13 protein-coding genes and 1 tRNA gene are annotated in these 21,806 nt (G+C 36.6%); 3 read left to right on the top strand and 11 right to left on the bottom strand.

The window, feature by feature from the left end; genetic code table 11:
* The 11 genes from PXC01_RS16780 to nhaD form a co-directional block, all read right to left on the bottom strand.
* On the bottom strand, positions 1-915 hold the full coding sequence (locus tag PXC01_RS16780; protein ID WP_276473442.1) for a polysaccharide lyase family 7 protein: 915 nt from the start codon (positions 913-915) through the stop codon (positions 1-3).
* A 10-nt stretch (positions 916-925) separates the two neighbouring features.
* On the bottom strand, positions 926-2,368 hold the full coding sequence (locus tag PXC01_RS16775) for a hypothetical protein (protein ID WP_276473441.1): 1,443 nt from the start codon (positions 2,366-2,368) through the stop codon (positions 926-928).
* A 152-nt stretch (positions 2,369-2,520) separates the two neighbouring features.
* On the bottom strand, positions 2,521-3,342 hold the full coding sequence (locus PXC01_RS16770) for a PKD domain-containing protein (RefSeq protein ID WP_276473440.1): 822 nt from the start codon (positions 3,340-3,342) through the stop codon (positions 2,521-2,523).
* A gap of 19 nt (positions 3,343-3,361) precedes the next feature.
* Positions 3,362-4,816, bottom strand: coding sequence for a RagB/SusD family nutrient uptake outer membrane protein (locus PXC01_RS16765; RefSeq protein ID WP_276473439.1), 1,455 nt, complete (start codon positions 4,814-4,816; stop codon positions 3,362-3,364).
* Positions 4,817-4,834: 18 nt separating this feature from the next.
* Positions 4,835-7,951, bottom strand: coding sequence for a SusC/RagA family TonB-linked outer membrane protein (locus tag PXC01_RS16760; RefSeq protein ID WP_276473438.1), 3,117 nt, complete (start codon positions 7,949-7,951; stop codon positions 4,835-4,837).
* Between the two features lie 906 nt (positions 7,952-8,857).
* Positions 8,858-8,932: transfer RNA gene (locus PXC01_RS16755), tRNA-Val, on the bottom strand.
* A 59-nt stretch (positions 8,933-8,991) separates the two neighbouring features.
* Positions 8,992-10,203, bottom strand: coding sequence for a bifunctional folylpolyglutamate synthase/dihydrofolate synthase (locus PXC01_RS16750; RefSeq protein WP_276473437.1), 1,212 nt, complete (start codon positions 10,201-10,203; stop codon positions 8,992-8,994).
* On the bottom strand, positions 10,200-11,138 hold the full coding sequence (locus PXC01_RS16745; RefSeq protein WP_276473436.1) for a cell envelope integrity TolA family protein: 939 nt from the start codon (positions 11,136-11,138) through the stop codon (positions 10,200-10,202). Before PXC01_RS16745 ends, PXC01_RS16750 begins: the two co-directional genes overlap by 4 nt.
* Positions 11,139-11,525 carry an ExbD/TolR family protein gene (locus PXC01_RS16740; RefSeq protein WP_276473435.1) on the bottom strand — a complete coding sequence of 129 codons (387 nt, stop codon included), beginning with the start codon at positions 11,523-11,525 and terminating at the stop codon, positions 11,139-11,141. It abuts the gene before it with no gap.
* A gap of 9 nt (positions 11,526-11,534) precedes the next feature.
* Positions 11,535-12,224 carry a MotA/TolQ/ExbB proton channel family protein gene (locus PXC01_RS16735; protein ID WP_276473434.1) on the bottom strand — a complete coding sequence of 230 codons (690 nt, stop codon included), beginning with the start codon at positions 12,222-12,224 and terminating at the stop codon, positions 11,535-11,537.
* Between the two features lie 52 nt (positions 12,225-12,276).
* Positions 12,277-13,647: a sodium:proton antiporter NhaD gene (gene nhaD, locus PXC01_RS16730; protein WP_276473433.1), complete on the bottom strand. Its 1,371-nt coding sequence runs from the start codon at positions 13,645-13,647 to the stop codon at positions 12,277-12,279.
* A 335-nt stretch (positions 13,648-13,982) separates the two neighbouring features.
* On the opposite strand from nhaD, the gene PXC01_RS16725 reads away from it, so the two are divergent.
* The 3 genes from PXC01_RS16725 (at position 13,983) to PXC01_RS16715 (ending at position 21,426) form a co-directional block, all read left to right on the top strand.
* Complete coding sequence (locus tag PXC01_RS16725) at positions 13,983-15,122, top strand: acyl-CoA dehydrogenase (protein ID WP_276473432.1); 1,140 nt, start codon at positions 13,983-13,985, stop codon at positions 15,120-15,122.
* A gap of 319 nt (positions 15,123-15,441) precedes the next feature.
* On the top strand, positions 15,442-19,950 hold the full coding sequence (gene gltB / locus PXC01_RS16720) for a glutamate synthase large subunit (protein ID WP_276473431.1): 4,509 nt from the start codon (positions 15,442-15,444) through the stop codon (positions 19,948-19,950).
* A 9-nt stretch (positions 19,951-19,959) separates the two neighbouring features.
* The gene (locus PXC01_RS16715; protein WP_276473430.1) at positions 19,960-21,426 is read left to right on the top strand and encodes a glutamate synthase subunit beta; all 1,467 of its coding nucleotides are present in this window, start codon (positions 19,960-19,962) and stop codon (positions 21,424-21,426) included.
* Positions 21,427-21,806: the final 380 nt, after the last annotated feature.

The raw sequence follows: 21,806 nt of genomic DNA, 5'->3' as shown, positions 1-21,806 counted from the left end.
TTAATGCTTCACTTCAAGTTCATAAAAACTGACCTTGGCAAATGAACCTTCATCCCTACTTTGAAAATAATTTCCTGCTTTAAAATAATTCTCAAAAACGCCCCATCTTTTCATATTAAAATCGTCATAAACGGCATATTCATTTTTGTTCAGTGAAACCACCATTTTACCATCCGTAACTTTTACTTCTATTTGAAATTTGCCAAAGCCCACTTCTTCTTCAAAATTGAAACCCTCATCATCTGTCCACGCTTCTTCATGTAATATACCTATAGCATTCACATCTGCATATTTTAATTTTTTTGTTTTGACCTTAATTTTACCGTTCTGCCAATATATTTTTAATACCGGCGGTGCATTATTGTCCTTTTGTTTTATTAACTCTTTTTGATTATTGGTCAAGCGACCATGAATCTGTAGAATGATCACTTTATGGTACTTACCGTTTTTATCTCTAGAAACTTCATCAACAGATAATTTTGCACTTAATGTGCCTCCTTGCTTGAAAGTCCAATTTACGTTGTCGTTTCCAGGAACCATTTGCTCCCTAAGTTCTGACCTGGAATATTTAGTGTTAGCGGTGGTTGCCGAGGTGGGGTAAGCATAGAACGTGAGTGCACCTTTTGTAGAATCATTATACATATAAGGCTTAAGCACCTCATTTGTAGCATAATTTAAAATTTCTGGCGGTGCTACACTGATTGCCCCTCCTTTACCACTACCTTCAGGAATTGTAACCTTCCAATTGTTTAAATCGATTTGGGGTAACCTGACTTTCTTTTTCTTCTTTTTTTTGATTTTTTTTAGTTCTACATCCGATTCTGAAACGCTACTTTTCTGTTTTTGAGAAGTAGCGTTTACAGATAGAAATAGTAATACTATAAATACCAATATTCCGTTTCGGGTGTTTTTCATAAATTATAAATTAAGGATTCACTGAACGAACCTTCACATTATCTACATATGCATCTTTTGGAGTTACCGCATAGAACATTATGGCAACTTCCCCACTATCGTTTGCAGTAAATGGAATCTGTACCAATGTACCTGCACCATCTGTAGTATCAGAAAACTTACCTTCTGCAACATAACCTTCGTTAAAACCTAAATTATCCCCAATATTATCAACGGCATCCGCACCATCATCATAGTGACCGTTCAAGATCAGGCCAACTACTTTTCTGCCGCCTATAGGATCCGTACCACTATCGTCTTTAATAGCGTATTGATACTCTAAAATATAATCTGCGCCAGGCTCCAAAATAAGCTCTTGATAGGCATATCTAGAACTAGAAGTTCTTAGGTCTCCGCCAGATTGACTTGATGACCACTTAGCTCCTCTTGTCTTACTGCCGGTATCAACCCCGTCATAATCTTGGTTAGAACCATCAGAACTAGATCCAAAAGGATTGGTATTACCGTCTGTAAATGTTGACCATTTCCAGAAATCTTGACCATCCTCAAAATCACCGTTCAAAATTGTAGGACCCGTCATTCTTGACATATAAATATTATCTACGGTAATGGTCGCATGATCATTTGCAGTACCAGTACTTCCTACTTCAAAAAGAATAGTTTCGAATTGAGTAACCGGCGCAGAAAAATCCGTTGCCAAATTAAAATCAAATCCTGTCCATTCACCATCAATCAAATCCAAGTCATCAATTACATGGCTGGTACCATTGGTGCTATCCACTAAAGTAATCTTTAACTTGTCTATACCTGTGGCAAACTCAGAATACACATCAAAATGAATATCATTAGAACCTACACCGCTATAGAACGCATCTGCCGCAACAACCTCATCACTCAGTGCAAACTCTCCAACGGTACTGTGCAACCTAGAAAATTCCAATAAATTGTTACCAGAATCCAAAACAATAGCCTTGCCACCTGTACCTGCTGAACCAACAGAACTTGCATTCGTATAAATGTTCAATATATTATATCTTTTGATTTCTGGTGAACTGGGGGCAGTATCAATAGAAGGTACGGTATGCTCAACCGTAATATCTTCGGTCTTTACAAGATCTGCCTGCCCTGCCGCCTTGGTAGTTACGGTAATTGTATAATCTGCAGATGCTTCTACATTAGAATAATCATACGTAGCGGACTCTCCTTGCAATGCGGTTAACGGACTGCTACCATCACCAAAGTCAATGACGTATGAATCTACACCTACAGTCAATGGTTTTACCGTAACAATTGTACCATCTCCACTAGCCGATACATCAAAACTTGAAAACACACTACCAATAGAACCACCAGAAGAATCTACCGGCTCAATTGGCTCATAACCATCTTCATCACATGACATGATCAAACCGGTTATCAAAAGGGCACTAATTCCTTTTTTTATTAAACTCATAATATTATATTTTTTTTAAATTTTTGTTAGATGCTTCTTAAACAGTTGAAATTTCCGCTTAAGAGAATACATGATGTCTTGAAGGATAATTTAAAAATGAAACCGCCTTTAAAAGCAACAACATTTCTAAACTATCTTTTCAAGAGCTATCATTAATTTAGCCTATCAATACTAATTTTAGAGAACCTGCATTCTGTCCCTGCATATTCTATATTGAATCTCATATTCTCAGTTGCTTCATCTGTTGTAAATGTGAACGATGTTTGAACATAAGCCGAAGCTTGATCGGTCAACGGAATTTCTTGTAAAAGAAAATCATCACCGGTGTCAGCATCTTCGATCAACAAGGTACCCGCAGAAGTACCGGTAGTTTTACTAACATACCAAAATGTTACTTCATAAGTTGCACCTGCTACTACACGAATACTTTGATCAAGGAAATTAGAACTACTACTTAATTTGGCAGCACCGTTACCTTCTGGTGGAGTTGGTGAAGAACTTGCCGAATAAGAACTTGTTGTTCCTCTATCCACACCAGCCCATGGTGTTCTTGGGCTACATAAAAAATCTGGACATTGAAAAGCAGCAACTAACTCATCTACAACGACTACGTCTAAAGTAATTGTAGAAGTAACACCGTTACCATCACTAGAAACTAAAGTAACAGGAAACGTACCTTCTCCAGGAAATTGAAAAGTAGGATCGCGATCTGTAGATGTTTCACCACCACCAAAATCCCATAAATAGGAAGATGCCTCTGTTGAAAGATCCGTAAAGTTTATGATCGTAAAATCTTCTTGATCAGCCGTATAGTCAAAATTAGCTTCTGGAAATATTGTATCTGCCTTAGAATTGGAATCTGGCAAATCATCCCTAAAAGTATCTGAACCAACACAACCAACAAAAGAACTTGCCAGTACTACGGTAAATAGCAGTAGCGTTGTTTTTCGGAAAATATTTTGTTTAATTTTCATAGTTTAAAAGTTTTAAAATTTAATATCCCGGGTTTTGTGTCAAAAGTCCACCACTTATATTTATTTCTCTTGCCGGTATAGGCAACAATAATTTTCTAGCATCGAACACATATCCCATTTCAGCAGAATGAGCACTTAATACAGCCTCGGCAACACCGAATCTTAGTAGATCGAACCAACGCTGATTTTCAAAGGCCAACTCAACTCTTCTTTCCGTTAAAAGTTCTTCCTTGGTAATACTAGAAACTGCATCAGTTAAACCGGCTCTATCCCTTACCGCTTGAAAAGATGCCAAGGCCGCAGCATCTGTAGTAGATGCGGCACCTGCCATTATAGCTTCCACATGCATTAAAAGAACATCTGCATAACGTAAAGCTATATAGTCATTACCGGCATTACGGGCATTAGGGCCGTATGCTGGTTCAGCTGTAGAATCAAAGCCGTCCGGAAAAAATTTGGCTACCTCATTTCTATCGTCCAAAAGCGAACCATTTAGATCAGTAATTGAAGTTTCCGTTCTATTTCCTCCAAAGGCTACAAAATCTAACCTTAGATTATCATTAACAATGTTTTGACCGTCTTCTTGTCCTGCACGTATAGAAGAAGTAAATTCAGATGAAAAACTTTGACTTTCCGCACTGTTTCCTGGAATATACTGAATGGCAAAAATTATTTCGTTGTTCAGTTCATCATAAAAAACATCGTGAAAATCACTCATTAAACTAAATTGACCGCTGTTCACTATAGATTCGCATAATTGGCGTGCAGCAGCATAATCAGGAGATGCCAATGACAAATACACCTTGGCCAATACACCTTGTGCCGCAGCTTTAGAAGCCCTAGATTTAGATGAATTATCCAATTCACTTGCCGCCTCTTGTAAATCTGCTATGATCTGATCATAAACCTGAGCTGAAGGAATTCTAGTAAATAGAGCTTCATTATCCGTAGGACCCACTACTGATGTCACCAACGGCACATCACCGAACATTCTTACCAATTTAAAGTAAGCATATGCTCTTAGAAATTTTGCTTCTGCAGCATATTTAGCCTGATTACCTTCATCTGCTACATCTATAAAATCCAATATATTGTTAGCCCTAAAAATTACTTCATACATAGACGCGTAATAATCTTCTGATTCAACATTGTTGGCGTTGACCACATATCTATGAAAATCAGCTTTAGAACCCTCAAGGGTAGCATTTCTTGTATTATCCGTTCTGTGCTCTGTTAAAAGGTGCTCAAATTGTACACCTCTGTTAAAGTTGCCTATATTAGACTCGGTATTACTATTAACACCTTGCAAGGCATCATATATACCATAAATACCGGATAACACATCAGCATCTGATTGAAAGAACCCATCTACCGCAACAGCAGTATCTGGCAATGGATTTAAAAACTCTTCACTATCACAGGAAACAAATACGGATACCGTTACTGCAATTATTAAATATTTTATATGTTTCATCGTTTGTTTGTTTTTAGATTAAAAATCAACGTTAAGACCAACTGTAACCGTTCTAAAAATTGGTGTACCTGCTCTTTGAGAACCATAAGCTCTTGGGTTACTACCATCTATATGCTCTGGATTGAAACCGTGATAATCATCTGCAGTGATATAAAGCAAATTTTGAGCAGTAGCATAAACTCTTAGACCACTTACCCCTATACGTTCTGCAACATCATTTGAAAAATTATAACCTAGGTTTACATTACGTAAAGAGAAATAATCCGCACTTGCAATAACATCGCTTGTCAATACTTTTTCCTGGATAAACGAAACATCGGATACAAGACCATTGGCAACAGCTTCTAACTCTCCACCACTTCTTGTTCTGTTACCAAACCAGTTGTAAAAATATTGATCACCTATATTGTTGACCTGAGCTCCAAGACTACCCTGAACCATGAAAGAAAAGTCTACATTCCCGAATTTAAATTCATTGGTAAAACTATATACCAAATCTGGATACGGACTACCTAAAATTGTTTTATCCTCTTCCGTAATCAACCCATCTCCATTTAAATCTTTTACAATCGTATCATCAGACTGACCATTGATCCTGTTCCAAGGACTGTCAACATATGTTGTTCTAAAAGAAGTTTCATCAAAAGCTTCTTCATCTACTACGTAACCCCAAAAAGAAGAAATAGGCTCTCCTATTCTATTGATCCATTGAGAATTTCTACCGTAGGTATCTTCAATTAACGCATTGTTAGAATCACCAAAACTTAAAAGCTCATTTTTATTTGTAGATGCGATCAAAGTTGAGTTCCATGAAAAATTCTCGTTTGAAACATTTCTAGTTCTTATTTCAAGTTCCAAACCTTTATTTTGGACCTCACCCAAATTAACGATACCACTATTGAAACCTGAGATATAGGAAACAGGGTTGTTCAACAACAACTCATCACTAGTTCTTTCATAATAATCAATAGAACCTGAGATCCTATTGTTGAAAAAACCGTAATCCAAACCAACTGTCAATTCTTTAGATGCCTCCCATTGTAACAATGTATTGGCAATATTTAATGGTGACACACCAGCTGCAATACTACCATTATCAATTGAATTTGAATTCTGCAACAATGCTAAATAAGGCCATGCATTTACAATAGCGTCACCTACATTAAAGTTCTCTGCACCCGTAAGACCATAACTAGCTCTAAACTTCATTGTATTTACAACATCGCTGTTCAACAAGAAATTTTCTTTAGCAACGTTCCAACCTAATGAAACTGCAGGGAAGTTACCCCACTTAGAATCTACGCCAAATACAGAACTACCATCTCGTCTAAAAGATGCATTTACCAAATACTTTCCTTTATACGCATAGTTAACACGAGCAAAATAACCTATCTTTTTAAGCTCCGTATTAATTTCAGTAGGAAGATCAACAACCGTAGCTCCTTGGAAATTCTTTAACAAGTCATTTGAAAAACCACTACCCTCTGTAATGCTTTCCTCTGATTTTCTTTTTTGAATAGTTGCACCCAATAAAACGTTTAAATCATGATCATCTCCTAAAGTCTTATTATAATTAAGGGTATTATCGGAAATTATTCTAGTTCTAAATCTATTTGCCAGGTAATATGAAGATCTGGCCGCACCACTGGCATGATGCTTTGTACCGTCATACCTTGTTCTTTTTCTTTGCTCCAAAGTAACACCTAACTGTGTTTTAGCAGTCAACCCATCCAAAAGTTCATAGCTTAAATACGTAGAACCGAATAATTTAGTGTTATACTCAAAATGCTCTCTTTCAACATATTGAGCATAAGGATTAGAATCACCCGATGTACGAGGCCTGCTATCACTACCATCTCCATTAATATCTAATTCAACCAGGTGGTTTTCAAAGAAATAATCTCCTACACCAACATCTGCATATTGCCCGTTACCAGACTCCCTATCTATAAACTGAAGTGATTCTTCCGTATGATAAATAGGTAACCATGGAGATTGGCGCGTAGGATTATGAATAGAGGTCGGCAATCTTCTTTGTTTTGTATAAGAAGGCGTAGCCCTAATACCGAATCTTGCTTTCTCACCAATTTTTGAATCAACTTTCATATTGGCAGAGAATAATTTAAAATCATCTGTAATAACAACACCTTCATCATGAAGATATCTTAATGAAGTACTGAATTTAGTATCTTCCGAACCACCTCTAGCCGATAAAGAATGACTGGTTATTGCTCCTCCGTCAAAGAAAACATCTTGCCAATCCCTATCTACTCCTGTAGCCTGAACCAATAATTGTGCATATTGAGTTTCATTTGAAAGTGTACCCGTTGCAGCTTGTTCTATTTTAGCCCACTCTGCTACACTTTTTCTGTAATCATCACTACCATGGGCACTTTTAATACCTGTATATGTCTGATAGCTAAATTTGGTCTTTCCGGCCTTACCACTTTTAGTTGTAATTAAAATTACACCATTAGATCCTTCACTACCATAAATTGCAGCAGAAGCAGCATCTTTTAATACCTCAAAAGATTCCACATCGTTCATATCAAGGTTACCTAAGAATTCTGAACTTACCACAACCCCGTCAATTACCAATGCAGGACCAGAATCAGCGGTTACAGAACCTATACCTCTAATAGTAATGGTAGGAGCCCCACCTGCCTCAGCATTGGTAGCCTGAATATTAACACCTGAAACCTGACCTATTAATGCATCATCAACCCTTGATACTGCTATTTGATCTAACTTTTCGTTGGTTACTTTAGAAATTGAACCGGTAACGGTAGATTTTTTTTGCGTTCCATAACCAACTACAACGACTTCATCAAGTTGACTGGCGTCTTCTTTTAAAGTAACGCTAACTGTTTTTTGCGAAACAATTGCTACAGTTTCAGTAGTGTAACCTATATATGAAAAACGTAAAATATCTCCACTAGACACTTTGATGGTAAAATTTCCATCAAAATCACTTTGTGTACCTCTTGTTGTATTTGCTACAACGATATTTGCACCAGGTATTGGCACATTGTTTGCATCTACCACCGTACCTGATAAGTCATAGGAGTCTTGTGCAAATAATTGAATGTTGACAAGCAACATTACAACCATAAAAATTTTTAATTTAAAATTCATCTGTGTTATATTAAGTTAGTTCTATTGAATTGGCCTGTGCCATCTTTTTGATCTACTTAAAATGCGATTGTATATCTCGCATTATAATATCCAATTACTATTACCAACACTTTCATATTAAATCAATGAAAATTCCTATTTTTACTAGGAAATGTGTTTGTAGTAATATTTACATGTTTTTTGCATTACTTCCGTTGGACATGAAGTAATTTTTTTTACGAAAAGGATGGGCGAGCACCCGTCCTTTTTTATATGCGATTCTCTTAGCGTTTCATCTCTTCTGTTTTAGTTAGTATTTGTTCTATTTTTTAACTGGTTTACCAAATTGGTTCGTCAAACTGGTTTACCAAATATATGTTATTATATTGTTAAAAAAAATTACATTGATGATTTTAGGGTGTTTTTATTGTGATTTTATAGAATTCACCCCTCATAAATTGCGCAGTTGATAAATATTAATGCTACTTATAAGAATTACGTAAAATCAACTGAGACCCCGTGTTTATTAGGATCCTACCTATTAAAAGTAAGATAGATACAGCTAGGTATAGATTATAATTAAGATAAGAATACAAGAAGAATAGAATTTTGAAAATTTTGCACATTATCACTTCTTAACATTGCGGGCCTGGCATGTAAATACCTTAATTAACCCAAGAAGTGTAACAATTATTAACAGGATTTTACCCACTGATTATCTTTCTAAAAAAGGTAAAAAGCACCAAAAATCACCTACTATTATATGCAAAATAAATGTAATATCAGGCTACTTAACCAACCTTCTAAACAAGAGCTTTACAAAAACAAAAATTCAATCTATAGCATTACAAAATGAGGTAAGAAATTATACTATAAATATTGTAGAAATAAAAAAGGCTTTCATTTTCATGAAAGCCTTTTATCCTGTGGGCCCTACTGGATTCGAACCAGTGACCCCCTGCTTGTAAGGCAGGTGCTCTGAACCAACTGAGCTAAGAGCCCCAATGGGGGTGCAAATATATAATACTTTTACATTTCACAAAAGAAAAATCAATAAAATTTTAAATAACTTCCGCAACTACAAAATTACTTCCGCCCACATAAATAAAATCATTTTTTTGGGCGCTTTTTTTTGCCGCCATAAGTGCCTTATTTACAGAATTATAAATATTTCCGGTAAATCCTTTATTAGAAAAAGTGCTTGATAAATCTTTTTCATCAAGTCCCCGAAAATTTTTTGACTTACAATAGTAATAAGTTGCATTTTTAGGGAAAAGGGCTAAAATTTTATCCATATTCTTACCCTTTACAAAACCTATAACAATATGTAAATGCTCAAATTTTTGCCTATTGATTTGCTCAATCACCAATTCAATACCTTCCTTGTTATGGGCCGTGTCACAAATTATAGTAGGATCTGAGCCAATTTGCTGCCATCTTCCCTTTAACCGAGTATTAAGCACTACATTTTTTAGCCCATGTGCTATATCACGTTTAGAGACCTTAAAGCCAGGCAAAGCATTTAACGTAGCAAGCACCCCTTTTACGTTCTTCTTTTGATAAGCACCTAATAAACCAATTTCATAGTCCGGATAATCAAATTCTTCCGCAAAAATTATTTTGGAGTTCTTATCTTTTGCTACAGATTTGAAAACTGGAGCCGTTTCTTCATCAAACTCACTAATAACTACAGGAATTTCTTTTTTAATTATCCCAGCTTTCTCTTTTGCTATCTTAGCAAGAGTATCACCCAACATATCGGTATGATCTAATCCTATGTTCGTTATTAAACTAACCTCTGGTATAATTATATTTGTTGAATCAAGTCTTCCACCTAATCCCACTTCTATAATAGCGATATCAACCTCTTCATGGGCAAAATATGAAAACGCCATACCAACACTCATTTCAAAAAAAGAAAGCCTATTAGCGTTAAAAAAAGGTTTGTTGTCCGCTATAAAACGGACTACCCAATTCTTTGCTATCTTCTTACCGTTAATACGTATACGTTCTCTAAAATCTTTCAAATGGGGCGAGGTATACAAACCAACTTTATAACCTGATTCTTGTAAAACAGAGGCCAATAAATGACTACTTGAACCTTTTCCGTTGGTTCCGGCAACATGTATACTTTTAAATTTTTTGTGAGGATTTTCTAAATGCCCGGCAAGTTTTAAAATGCCGTCCATCTTTGAATTAAAGGCGCTTTTACCTTTATTCTGATACATTGGAAGCTGAGCAAACATCCAATCTAATGTCTCTTTATAGGTCACTCTCCTAATTTGAAATTTACAACTACGAAACCTACTTGCCTACTTGGAGCGTTACCGTCTAAATTCCATTTATGCATAAATGCAGTTTTCCTAGCGGGCTCCAATAAGCATGGGTTATTATTGGTGGTACCTTTTACACCTGGCTCTGCACTAACCACTTTTCCATTGCGATCAACAATTATTTTGACCACTACTCTGCCAGACTCGTTACATTCTTGTTGCACCTTACCTTTGTTGACCAGTGAACGTCCATTTAATCCGTAACCACCAGTACCACTACCACTACCTGGACTACCATAATAACTGGTAGCATATGGATCACCATCTGGCTGCCCCTTATCGCCTGCCCTATTATCATCACCTTCACTACCAGATGCCGTGCCATCAGATTTATTAAGTCCCCCCATCATTGCATCTAAAGCTTTCTTCTTGGCTTCTTGCTCTTGGCGCGCCTTGTCTTCGGCTTCTTTCTTTTGCTTGGCTATACGTGCGGCTTCTGCCTTTTTCCTGTTCTCTTCTGCTTCTGCCTTTCTTTTAGCATCTGCAGCAGCTTTGTCAGCTTTTCTTTTTACCTCTTTTGCCTGATCTATTTTTATAGACTCATCATTTTCTTGAGTTAATACTTTTTCCGCAGGAGCTTCCCTATCGGCAACAGCCTCTTCAACCTCCTCTACAGGTTCTTCTATAGCTTCTGCGACCTCTTGCTCGGTTGGCTCAACGGGTGGAGTATTTAATGGTTCTGATTGTATCTTTTCTTTTGGCTGAACCTTACCGCTACCAAATTCCATAGTACCGAAGTTAACAGAAATCCCATTTTCTTCAGGTGGATCCATATAGTTTAGACCGATATAAAATAAAACCAATAAAAGTGCACTTAACAACAGTGTGGTAAGTGTCAATGATTTCTTTTTATGTTTCGTATCTAAAAATGCCATTTAGTTTGGGCGTACGGCCAATATAACTTTGTAATTGTTCCTATTCGCGATATCCATAACATTTACCGCTTCTTTTATGGCAACACTTTCTTCTGCCCTAAGAATTATCGTAGGACTATCTTGACCTGCCAAAGCCTTTTTTAACTCTATTTCAACATACTCGCCATTTATACGTTCGTCATTAACGAAGTACTGTAGGTTCTTATCTATACTTACCGATACATTTTGAGTATTAGTAGATTTTCCTTTTGCCTTTGGTAGCAATAAATCCAAAGCGTTAGGTGAATTCGCTGTTAGCATAAAAAACACCAATAACAAGAATACAATATCTGTCATTGAAGACATGCTAAAGTCTGGACTGACTTTATTTCTTCCTTTTAATTTCATAGTATAAAATTAAAGAGGTTCGTTTAATAAATCTAAGAATTCCACTGCGTTAGCTTCCATTTTATGGACAACCTTATCAGTTCTATTCACTAAGTGGTTATAACCAACATAGGCAATAATACCAACAATAAGACCGGCAACCGTTGTAGTCATGGCAGTATAAATACCCGATGCCAATGAACCCATTTCCGCTTGACCTCCACTACTGGCCATTTCATGAAAGGCAAGAATCATACCAATAACAGTTCCTAAGAAACCGATCATTGGAGCCGCACCGGCCACAGTTGCCAAAATACTTACATTTTTCTCTAGCTTATATACTTCAAGAGTACCTGCATTTTCTATTGCGGTATTTATATCATCTAAAGGCTTGCCTATTCTAGATACACCTTTTTCCGTTAATCTGGCTACCGGCGAATCTGTTTGAGCACATAAAATTTTTGCCGCATCTAGTTTACCTGTGGTCACGTAATCACGAATCTGATTCATGAAATTCTTATCTATTTTAGACGCAGCATTAACTGCCAATAATCGTTCAAAATAAATATAAAGAGCCACGCCTAACATTATAAATAAAACGGAGATAATAATTACACTACCTGTACCCCCATTAAATATTAAATCTATGACCGAAAGTGTTTTCTCTTCAGACAATAATTCTTCGCTCGCATCTTGAGCCAAATCCTGGAATAATAACATAATATTCTTTAAGTATTGAATTTGCCTTTATAACGACGATTTGCGAATTAAATTATCCGTGAAGAACAAAATCTCTTAATAATATAAATACGATTGCTCCACTAACAAAACCTACCAATGCCAACCAAGCAATTTTCTTAAGATACCAGAAAAAATCAATTTTCTCCATACCCATTGCAACTACACCGGCTGCAGAACCAATAATCAACATACTACCACCAGTACCGGCAGAATAAGCGATAAAATGCCATAACGGACTATCTAAAGGCTCACTGAACATACCCATACTTGCCGCAACCAATGGTACGTTATCAATAACTGCCGATCCCAGACCAAACAACATAACTACTATGTCCGTATTAGGTATAGCTTCATTAAGAGCTCCAGCAGCATTAAAGAGTATCCCTAAAGATTCCATAGCGGCAACTGCCAATAAAATCCCCAAAAAGAACAATATACTTGGTAGTTCAATTTTGGATAATGAATGATGTACAGGACTATGGTGCCCCTCGGTGTCTTGACCCTCTTGATCTACAGAAGAAATACTAAACTTTTTATTACTATATATTTCTGCAAAAGTTGCTACAACTGCCAATGATAACATCATACCAACATAAGGAGGCAAGTGGGTAACCGTTTTAAAAATAGGAACAAAAAGAATAGCCCCCAATCCTAAATATAACATTACACCACTATATTTAGACTTAGAATTATCACCATCCAATTCACCATCGATCAACCCTTTAAAAACCTTGAACCTACTTGCAATCACAACTGGAACGATCATACAAACCAATGAAGGTAAAAGTACGTGAAGCACCAATTGACCTGCACTAACCCTATTTGCAATCCATAACATGGTAGTGGTCACATCACCAATAGGCGACCAAGCCCCACCGGCATTTGCCGTTATTACGATCATACCGGCAAACCATAATTTAGTTTCCCTGTCCTTAATAACTTTTTGCAATATGGTAATCAAAACAATGGTAGCCGTCAAGTTATCTATAATTGCAGATAATACGAATGCCAATATTGAAAACAACCATAATAACTTACCTTTTTGCTTGGTTTTGATAAAACCTTTTATAGTCGCAAAGCCATCAAAATAATCTATGATCTCTACAATGGTCATAGCCCCAAGAAGAAAGAAAAGAATTTCCGCAGTTTTACCTAAGTGATGCAAAAGGGACTCCTCCATCATGTGCATTCTATCTAAATGCCCAAACTTATCAAAACCATCAACTAGACTTTGATGAGCAGAATCAAACCAGTTTTCGTAGCCATCTATTCCAAGAGCAATAAGCGCCCAAAGAATAGCCATCATGGCCAATGCAGGGATTAATTTATCTATCTTAAGATTGTGTTCTAGGGTAATGGCAAGATATCCCGCCAAAAAAACAATAACAATGATGGTTTCCATATTCGTTGGTTTTTTGAGTAACTAGTTATGAGTTGTAAATATAGGTTCTAATTCTAAAAAATAAATCTTCCAAATATATTTAAAATTGTCTTTGAAATCCTAATGAATTAACAATAATACCGAAGTTATCTGACATCCAAATACTTAAATCAATATGATTATAAATTTAACAGTTTTTGGCGACGGCAATTTAACGTATAAGAAAATGTTAAAATGAACGTACAGCCTACAAAGAGCCCAAAATTGTTATGAAATCATTCAAAAGGAGACTCTTAAGTAATATATTTAACTACTATATCTTTATCTTTGAGAAGTTAACCTTTATATATTATTAGATGGATTTTTCATTGAATGAAGAACAAAAACTTATACAAGAAGCTGCACGCGATTTTGCCCAAACGGAGCTATTAGCAGGAGTAATTGAACGTGATGATGCTCAAAGATTTCCAAAAGAAGAAATTAAAAAACTGGGAGAACTCGGCTTTTTAGGAATGATGGTAGACCCAAAATATGGTGGAAGTGGGCTAGACACTCTTTCTTACGTATTGGCTATGGAAGAAATTTCAAAAATTGACGCCTCTACGTCAGTAGTTATGTCAGTAAACAATTCTCTAGTTTGCTGGGGATTGGAAAAATTTGGAACTGAAGCACAAAAAGAAAAATATCTTACAAAACTCACCACAGGTGAGCAAATAGGTGCATTCTGCCTTTCTGAACCAGAAGCGGGAAGCGATGCTACTTCACAAAAAACTACCGCAATAGATATGGGCGACCATTATATTGTTAATGGCACCAAAAACTGGATTACCAATGGCGGTACAGCAAGTACCTATATTGTAATTGCCCAAACGGATAAGGACAAAAAGCATAGGGGCATCAACGCCCTTATTATTGAAAAAGGAACTCCAGGATTTGAAATAGGACCAAAAGAAAACAAATTAGGCATTAGAGGAAGCGATACCCATTCACTTATATTCAATGATGTAAAAGTGCCTAAAGAAAATAGAATTGGCGAAGATGGTTTCGGTTTTAAGTTTGCCATGAAAACTCTAGCCGGTGGCCGTATAGGTATTGCCGCTCAGGCATTAGGTATTGCGGCCGGCGCTTACGAACTGGCTTTAAAATATTCAAAGGAACGTAAGGCCTTTGGCACAGAAATCAGTAATCACCAAGCCATTGCCTTTAAATTAGCGGACATGCATACAGAAATACAGGCTGCAAGATTACTAGTTTACCAATCTGCATTAGACAAAGACAATGATAGGGATTACGACCTATCTGGTGCTATGGCAAAATTATATGCTTCTAAAGTAGCAATGGAAACAACGGTCGAAGCCGTACAAATTCATGGCGGAAACGGTTTCGTAAAAGACTACCATGTAGAACGTCTTATGAGAGACGCCAAAATAACACAGATATACGAAGGCACTTCTGAAATTCAAAAAATCGTGATTTCAAGAAGTATTTTAAAATAAAAAAATTAATTTTTAATTACACCCCTGTAATTTATAGGGGTGTTTTTTATTAAACTATAATCTTACTTTGTTAACTACCCAATAAAGTTAGACTTAATTGTTAGAAAGTCACAAAAACTAGCACTTACCCCCTACTTCACTGATCGCTTTCGATAATATTAACTTAAATTTATCATTATGATAAATTGAAGGTTTTAAAAATTCATAATTATCGATTTTTTAAGCTTTTATTTATTTCGTTGAATTTATTATTTGAATTTGTTTCAATCATTGAACATAATTTAAAAAAATTGATATTTTTGAAGAAATACCACAAAATATGACACTGAAGAAGCAAGGATTATATCTACCGGAATTTGAACATGACAACTGTGGGGCTGGATTTATATGTAGCCTTAAAGGAAAAAAATCTAACGACATTATACATAAGGCGTTAGAAATACTTGAACGTTTAGAGCACAGAGGAGCGGTAAGCGCAGACGGTAAGACAGGGGACGGTGCAGGTATCCTAATAGATATACCACATGATTTTTTTCAGGCTGTATGCAACTTCGACTTACCAAAAGCAGGCGATTATGCCGTTGGTAATATTTTCTTTCCCCGTAAAGAAAATCAAAGGGATTTTTGCATCTCGGTATTTGAAGAGAACATTAAAAAACAAGGCTTAAGATTATTAGGCTGGAGAGACGTACCGGTCAACAGATCAATACCCGGTAGAATTGCAGCGGAAACAGAGCCTTTCGTTAAGCAAATATTTGTAGCTAAAGAAAGTGAGGATCAAGAGTATTTTGATTTTAACTTAAAACTTTTTATTGCCAGGAAAATAACCGAGCATACGATTATTAAATCTAAGCTATCTGAAAGCAAGTTCTTTTACGTACCTAGCTTATCTACCAAAATAATAATATTCAAGGGACTTTTAATGCCTTTAGATATTAGTCTTTACTATTCTGACCTCATGGACTCTAGAGTAGTAACCAGGTTGGCATTGGTTCATCAACGTTTTTCTACCAATACCTTCCCTACTTGGGATTTGGCACAACCATTTAGATATATGTGCCATAACGGTGAAATAAACACCTTAAGAGGTAATGTTACCCGCATGTTCTCTAGAGAGGAATTACTGAAAAGTGACATGTTCGGTGACGAAATAAAGAATGTACTTCCAATTATATTACCAGGAAAGTCAGATTCTGCAACCATGGATATGGTCGTTGAACTTTTATTAATGACCGGTAGATCTTTACCGGAGGTCATGATGATACTAGTTCCAGAAGCTTGGGAAAAAAATACAGAGATGTCCGAAGCTAAAAGATCATTTTACGAGTATCATTCCTGTATGATGGAACCTTGGGACGGACCAGCCTCTATACCTTTTACCGACGGTAACTTTATAGGTGCCGTTTTAGATAGAAACGGCTTAAGACCATCTAGATACACAGTTACAAAAGACGATTATGTAGTGATGTCATCTGAAACCGGTGTGGTAGACATTGCCCCTGATAACGTTGAATTCCACGGTAGGTTACAACCAGGCAAAATGTTCTTAGTGAACATGGAAGAAGGTAGAATTGTCAACGATGAAGAAATTAAAGAGAACATTGCCCAAAAATTTCCCTACAAAAAATGGCTAAACGACAACTTAGTACATTTAAAAGATATTCCATACAACGATTGCCCTTTATTTTTAGGGGAAGAAACGCTAGATAAGAGAAAGTCTGTTTTTGGCTATACGATAGAGGATATCAATACCATTGTACTACCAATGGCAAAAGCTGGCAAAGAGCCTATTGGCTCCATGGGTTCTGATACGCCTATTGCCGTTTTATCCCAACGCCCACAACTAATTTACAATTACTTTAAACAATTATTTGCCCAAGTAACCAACCCTCCATTAGATGGTATTCGCGAAGAACTGATTACCGATATCAGCTTAACATTAGGTAGCGATCATAATATTTTCGAGTTTTCAGAATTACACTGTAGAAAACTTAAGATTCAAAATCCTGTAATTTCAAAGGAGGATTTGGACAAAATCAAAAACTATGATGTAAGCCCAGATTACAAAGTAGTTTCCATTTCAATGTTGTATTCCATAAAACAGGGACACAACGGTCTAGAGGATGCGTTGCAATCGGTATTAGACCAAGCATCAAAAGCTGTAGACGAAGGAGCTAACATTATCATACTTTCGGACAGAAACGTGAATGAAAACATGGCACCTATACCTGCCTTAATAGCGTGCTCGTTCGTAAATAGCGGTTTGCAGAAACTTGGAAAACGTTCTAAACTTAGTGTAATCATAGAATCTGCCGAACCTAGAGAGGTACATCATTTTGCCTTGTTATTTGGTTTTGGCGCAAGTGCTATTAACCCCTACTTGGTAAATGAAATAATTGCCGAACAAATAGAGGAAAATGATATCACGGAAATATCATTTGATGATGCCATTAAAAATTACAACAAAGCGGTTGGTAAGGGTATTTTAAAAGTGATGAACAAAATCGGTATTTCTACTTTAAACTCATACCGTGGCTCTCAACTTTTTGAGTGTATAGGTATTAATACCAAAGTCGTTGAAAAATATTTCCCAAACACTCCAACTCGTATTCAAGGAATTGGTCTTTATCAAATAGAGAAAGAAATTGCTTTACGTCATCATAAAACCTTCAACAAAAAACTAGTTGATGCCAGTTTAGATTTAGAAATTGGTGGAGAGTACAGGTGGAGAAGAGATGGTGAAAAACACATGTTCAATCCATTATCCATTGCAAAACTTCAGAAATCTGTTCGAAATAATGAACCAGATACTTATAAGGAGTATTCCAATATGGTCAACGAGCAATCAAAAAACCTAATGACCATTAGAGGTCTTTTTGAATTCTCTAACTATGACCCAATTCCAATAGAAGATGTTGAACCTTGGACGGAAATTGTAAAGAGATTTAAAACCGGTGCAATGTCTTATGGATCAATCAGTAAAGAAGCCCATGAAAATTTAGCGATCGCTATGAACCGTATTGGCGGTAAAAGTAACTCAGGTGAAGGAGGAGAAGATCAAAACAGATTTTATAAAAATTCTACCGGTGATTGGAGAAACAGCGCAATAAAACAAGTTGCCTCGGGTAGATTTGGTGTAACCTCCAATTATTTGACTAACGCTAAAGAAATTCAAATAAAAATGGCACAAGGTGCCAAGCCAGGTGAAGGTGGTCAGTTACCAGGTCCTAAAGTAAATCCTGAAATTGCAAAAACAAGAAACTCTACTCCGTATGTAGGTTTAATTTCACCACCTCCGCATCACGATATTTATTCTATTGAAGATTTATCTCAATTAATTTACGACCTAAAATCTGCAAATAGAAAAGCAAGAATCAATGTCAAATTAGTTTCTGAAGTAGGCGTAGGTACCGTTGCCGCCGGTGTAGCCAAAGCAAAAGCGGACGTAGTACTAGTTTCTGGTTTTGACGGCGGCACGGGAGCATCTCCTTTGACATCGTTAAAACATTGCGGCCTACCATGGGAACTTGGTATTGCCGAAGCTCAACAGACACTTGTTCTTAATGATTTACGAAACAGAATAATTTTAGAATGTGACGGTCAACTGAAAACAGGTAGAGATGTTGCCGTAGCTTGTCTATTGGGAGCTGAAGAATTCGGTTTTGCCACTGCCCCACTAGTTGCATCAGGTTGTATAATGATGCGTGTATGCCATTTAAACACTTGTCCAGTAGGTATTGCAACTCAAAACCCTGAATTAAGAAAGAAATTTAAAGGTAAGCCAGAACACGTAGTCAACTACATGTATTTTGTAGCACAGGAGTTACGTGAGATAATGGCTCAACTAGGTTTCAAGACTATTAATGAAATGGTTGGTCAAGTACAAAAACTAGATAGAAAAAAGGCAATTGACCACTACAAAGCGGCTGGTATTGATTTAACCCCAATACTACATCAGGTCGATGTCCCTAAAGGAACTAAATTTTACAATACAGAAAAGCAAAAACACGATATAGATAAATCTATCGAGTTTGATATTATAGCAAAAGCCAACCCTTCCTTATTCAGAAAGGAAAAATTAACATTAGATTACCCTATTTGTAATACTGATCGAGCAGTTGGTGCAATTATAAGTAATGAAATCTCTAAAACTTACGGAGCTGAAGGATTACCTATAAATACGCTTAGATTAAATTTCACAGGTTCTGCCGGACAGAGCTTCGGAGCTTTTGCTACAAGAGGACTTACTATGATTGTTAATGGTAATACTAATGATTACTTAGGTAAAGGACTTTCAGGAGCTAAACTTGTTATCAAGGTCCCTGAGAAATCTACTATAGTACCTGAAGACAATGTAATTACCGGAAATGTTACTCTTTATGGAGCAACAGCAGGTAGGGCATATATTAACGGGAAAGCCGGTGAACGTTTCTGTGTTCGTAATTCAGGAGCAAAAGCGGTAGTTGAGGGAATAGGTGATCACGGTTGTGAATACATGACCGGTGGTGTAGCCGTTATCCTTGGCGAAGTAGGAAGAAATTTTGGAGCAGGTATGAGCGGTGGTATTGCCTATGTACTGGACAGTAACAAAACCTTTAAAAAGAGATGCAGCATTGAAGGACTTAATCTTTTAGAAGTCAACGAAAAAGAAGACATTCAACAATTAAAAGACTTAATTGAAAGTCACTACAATTCAACATCAAGTCCGTTAGCACAACGAATTTTAGAAAACTGGGAATCCTATCTACCCAAATTCGTTAAGGTTTTACCTGAAGAATACAGACAGGCTTTAATAAGATTAGAGGAAGAAAACTTACAAACTATTTAAGATCGGAACATGGGAAAGACAACAGGATTTTTGGAATTCGACAGAAAAATTGAAGCATACGAACCGGTTGAGGAGCGTTTAAAAAACTACAAAGAATTTACAGTACCGTTACCTGAAAAGGATTTAAAGGAGCAAGGAGCACGTTGCATGGACTGTGGCATTCCTTTTTGCCATAGCGGTTGCCCATTAGGAAATTTAATTCCTGATTTTAACGATGCAGTTTACCGTGGCAAGTGGGAAAAAGCTAGTGAAATTCTGCACTCTACAAACAACTTTCCTGAATTTACCGGTAGATTGTGCCCGGCACCATGCGAAGAGGCATGTGTTTTGGGTATTAATGAAGATCCGGTAAGTATTGAAAATATTGAAAAAAATATTGTAGAAACTGCTTTTGAAAAAGGCTGGATCTCTGCCAAACCACCACTTAACAGAACCGACAAAAAAGTTGCTGTTGTAGGATCAGGACCTGCAGGCTTGGCTACGGCACAACAACTGAACAGAGCAGGTCATAACGTAACTGTTTTTGAACGTGATGAAAAACCGGGCGGACTTTTACGCTACGGAATTCCTGATTTTAAAATGGAAAAAAATGTCATTGATCGTCGCTTAGAGATTTTAAAAGAAGAAGGAATTACATTTAAATGTGGTGTACATATTGGAGTAGATATAAAAGCTGATGAATTAAAACAAAATTTTGATGCTATTGTTTTAACCGGTGGAGCTACTATTAGAAGAAATTTACCTATTGAAGGATCTGACCTAAAAGGCGTTGTCCAAGCCATGGATTTTCTTGGACAGAACAACAGAAGAGTAGATGGCATTAAAGAATTAGGAGAAGAAATCAAAGCAACCGGTAAAAATGTAATTGTTATTGGTGGTGGTGATACTGGATCAGATTGTATTGGAACATCTTTTAGACATGGAGCAATTTCAGTATCAAATTTCGAGATCATGCCAATGGCCACTACAGAAAGACCCGAAGGTCAGCCTTGGCCGTTTTGGCCTATGCGCTTAAGAACTAGTTCTTCTCACAAAGAAGGAGCTGAGCGTTTCTTTAGTATATCCACCAAAAAATTTATTGGTGATCAAGATGGCAACCTTACAGGCTTAATAACTTCTGAAGTAGAATGGATTAAAACTCCAGGTCAACGACCACAGTTAAAAGAAGTTGAAGGAACTGAAAAAGAATGGAAATGTGATTTGGCTTTATTAGCATTAGGCTTTACCGGTTCTGAAAATACCGTTGCAAATCAATTAGGGTTAGATATGGATGCAAGAACCAACATTAAGGCATCTGAAAATGATTATAGAACAAACGTACCCGGCGTATTTGCTGCTGGTGATCAGAGAAGGGGACAATCTCTTATTGTCTGGGCCATTTCAGAAGGAAGACAAGCTGCACATCATGTAGATAAATATTTAATGGGTGAAACTGCTTTACCATTGAAAGGTGAAGGTGATTTACCTAGGGTATAATTGTTAAGTACCTATAAACTACAAATCCGCAACTGTTAAGGTTGCGGATTTTTTTATCTATTTGGCTTATACTTCACTTATCAATATTCAAATTCATGAATTAATAGCTCATAAGATCAATAATAGATGTTTTTCTGTACTCATTATTAGGCTCATTACATCTCTTAAACTTAAATGAAACAGCAGAACTAGCCCTGAGGTATTCAAAGAGAACACGTATAACTACTTCACTAAAAATCACCCCAAATGTATAATAAGTCCGTATAAAAATAGTGTAAAACTTATATTACCACGGTCACTTTCACTTTAAGGTATAAAAAAAGCCCCTTACATTGCTGTAAGGGGCTTTCGAAAAAGGCGGCTACCTACTCTCCCACTTG

Source organism: Maribacter huludaoensis, from assembly GCF_029350945.1.
Taxonomy (GTDB): Bacteria; Bacteroidota; Bacteroidia; order Flavobacteriales; family Flavobacteriaceae; genus Maribacter; species Maribacter huludaoensis.
The sequence above is the reverse complement of the archived record's forward strand: the minus strand, read 5'-3'. Positions and strand labels throughout refer to the sequence as shown.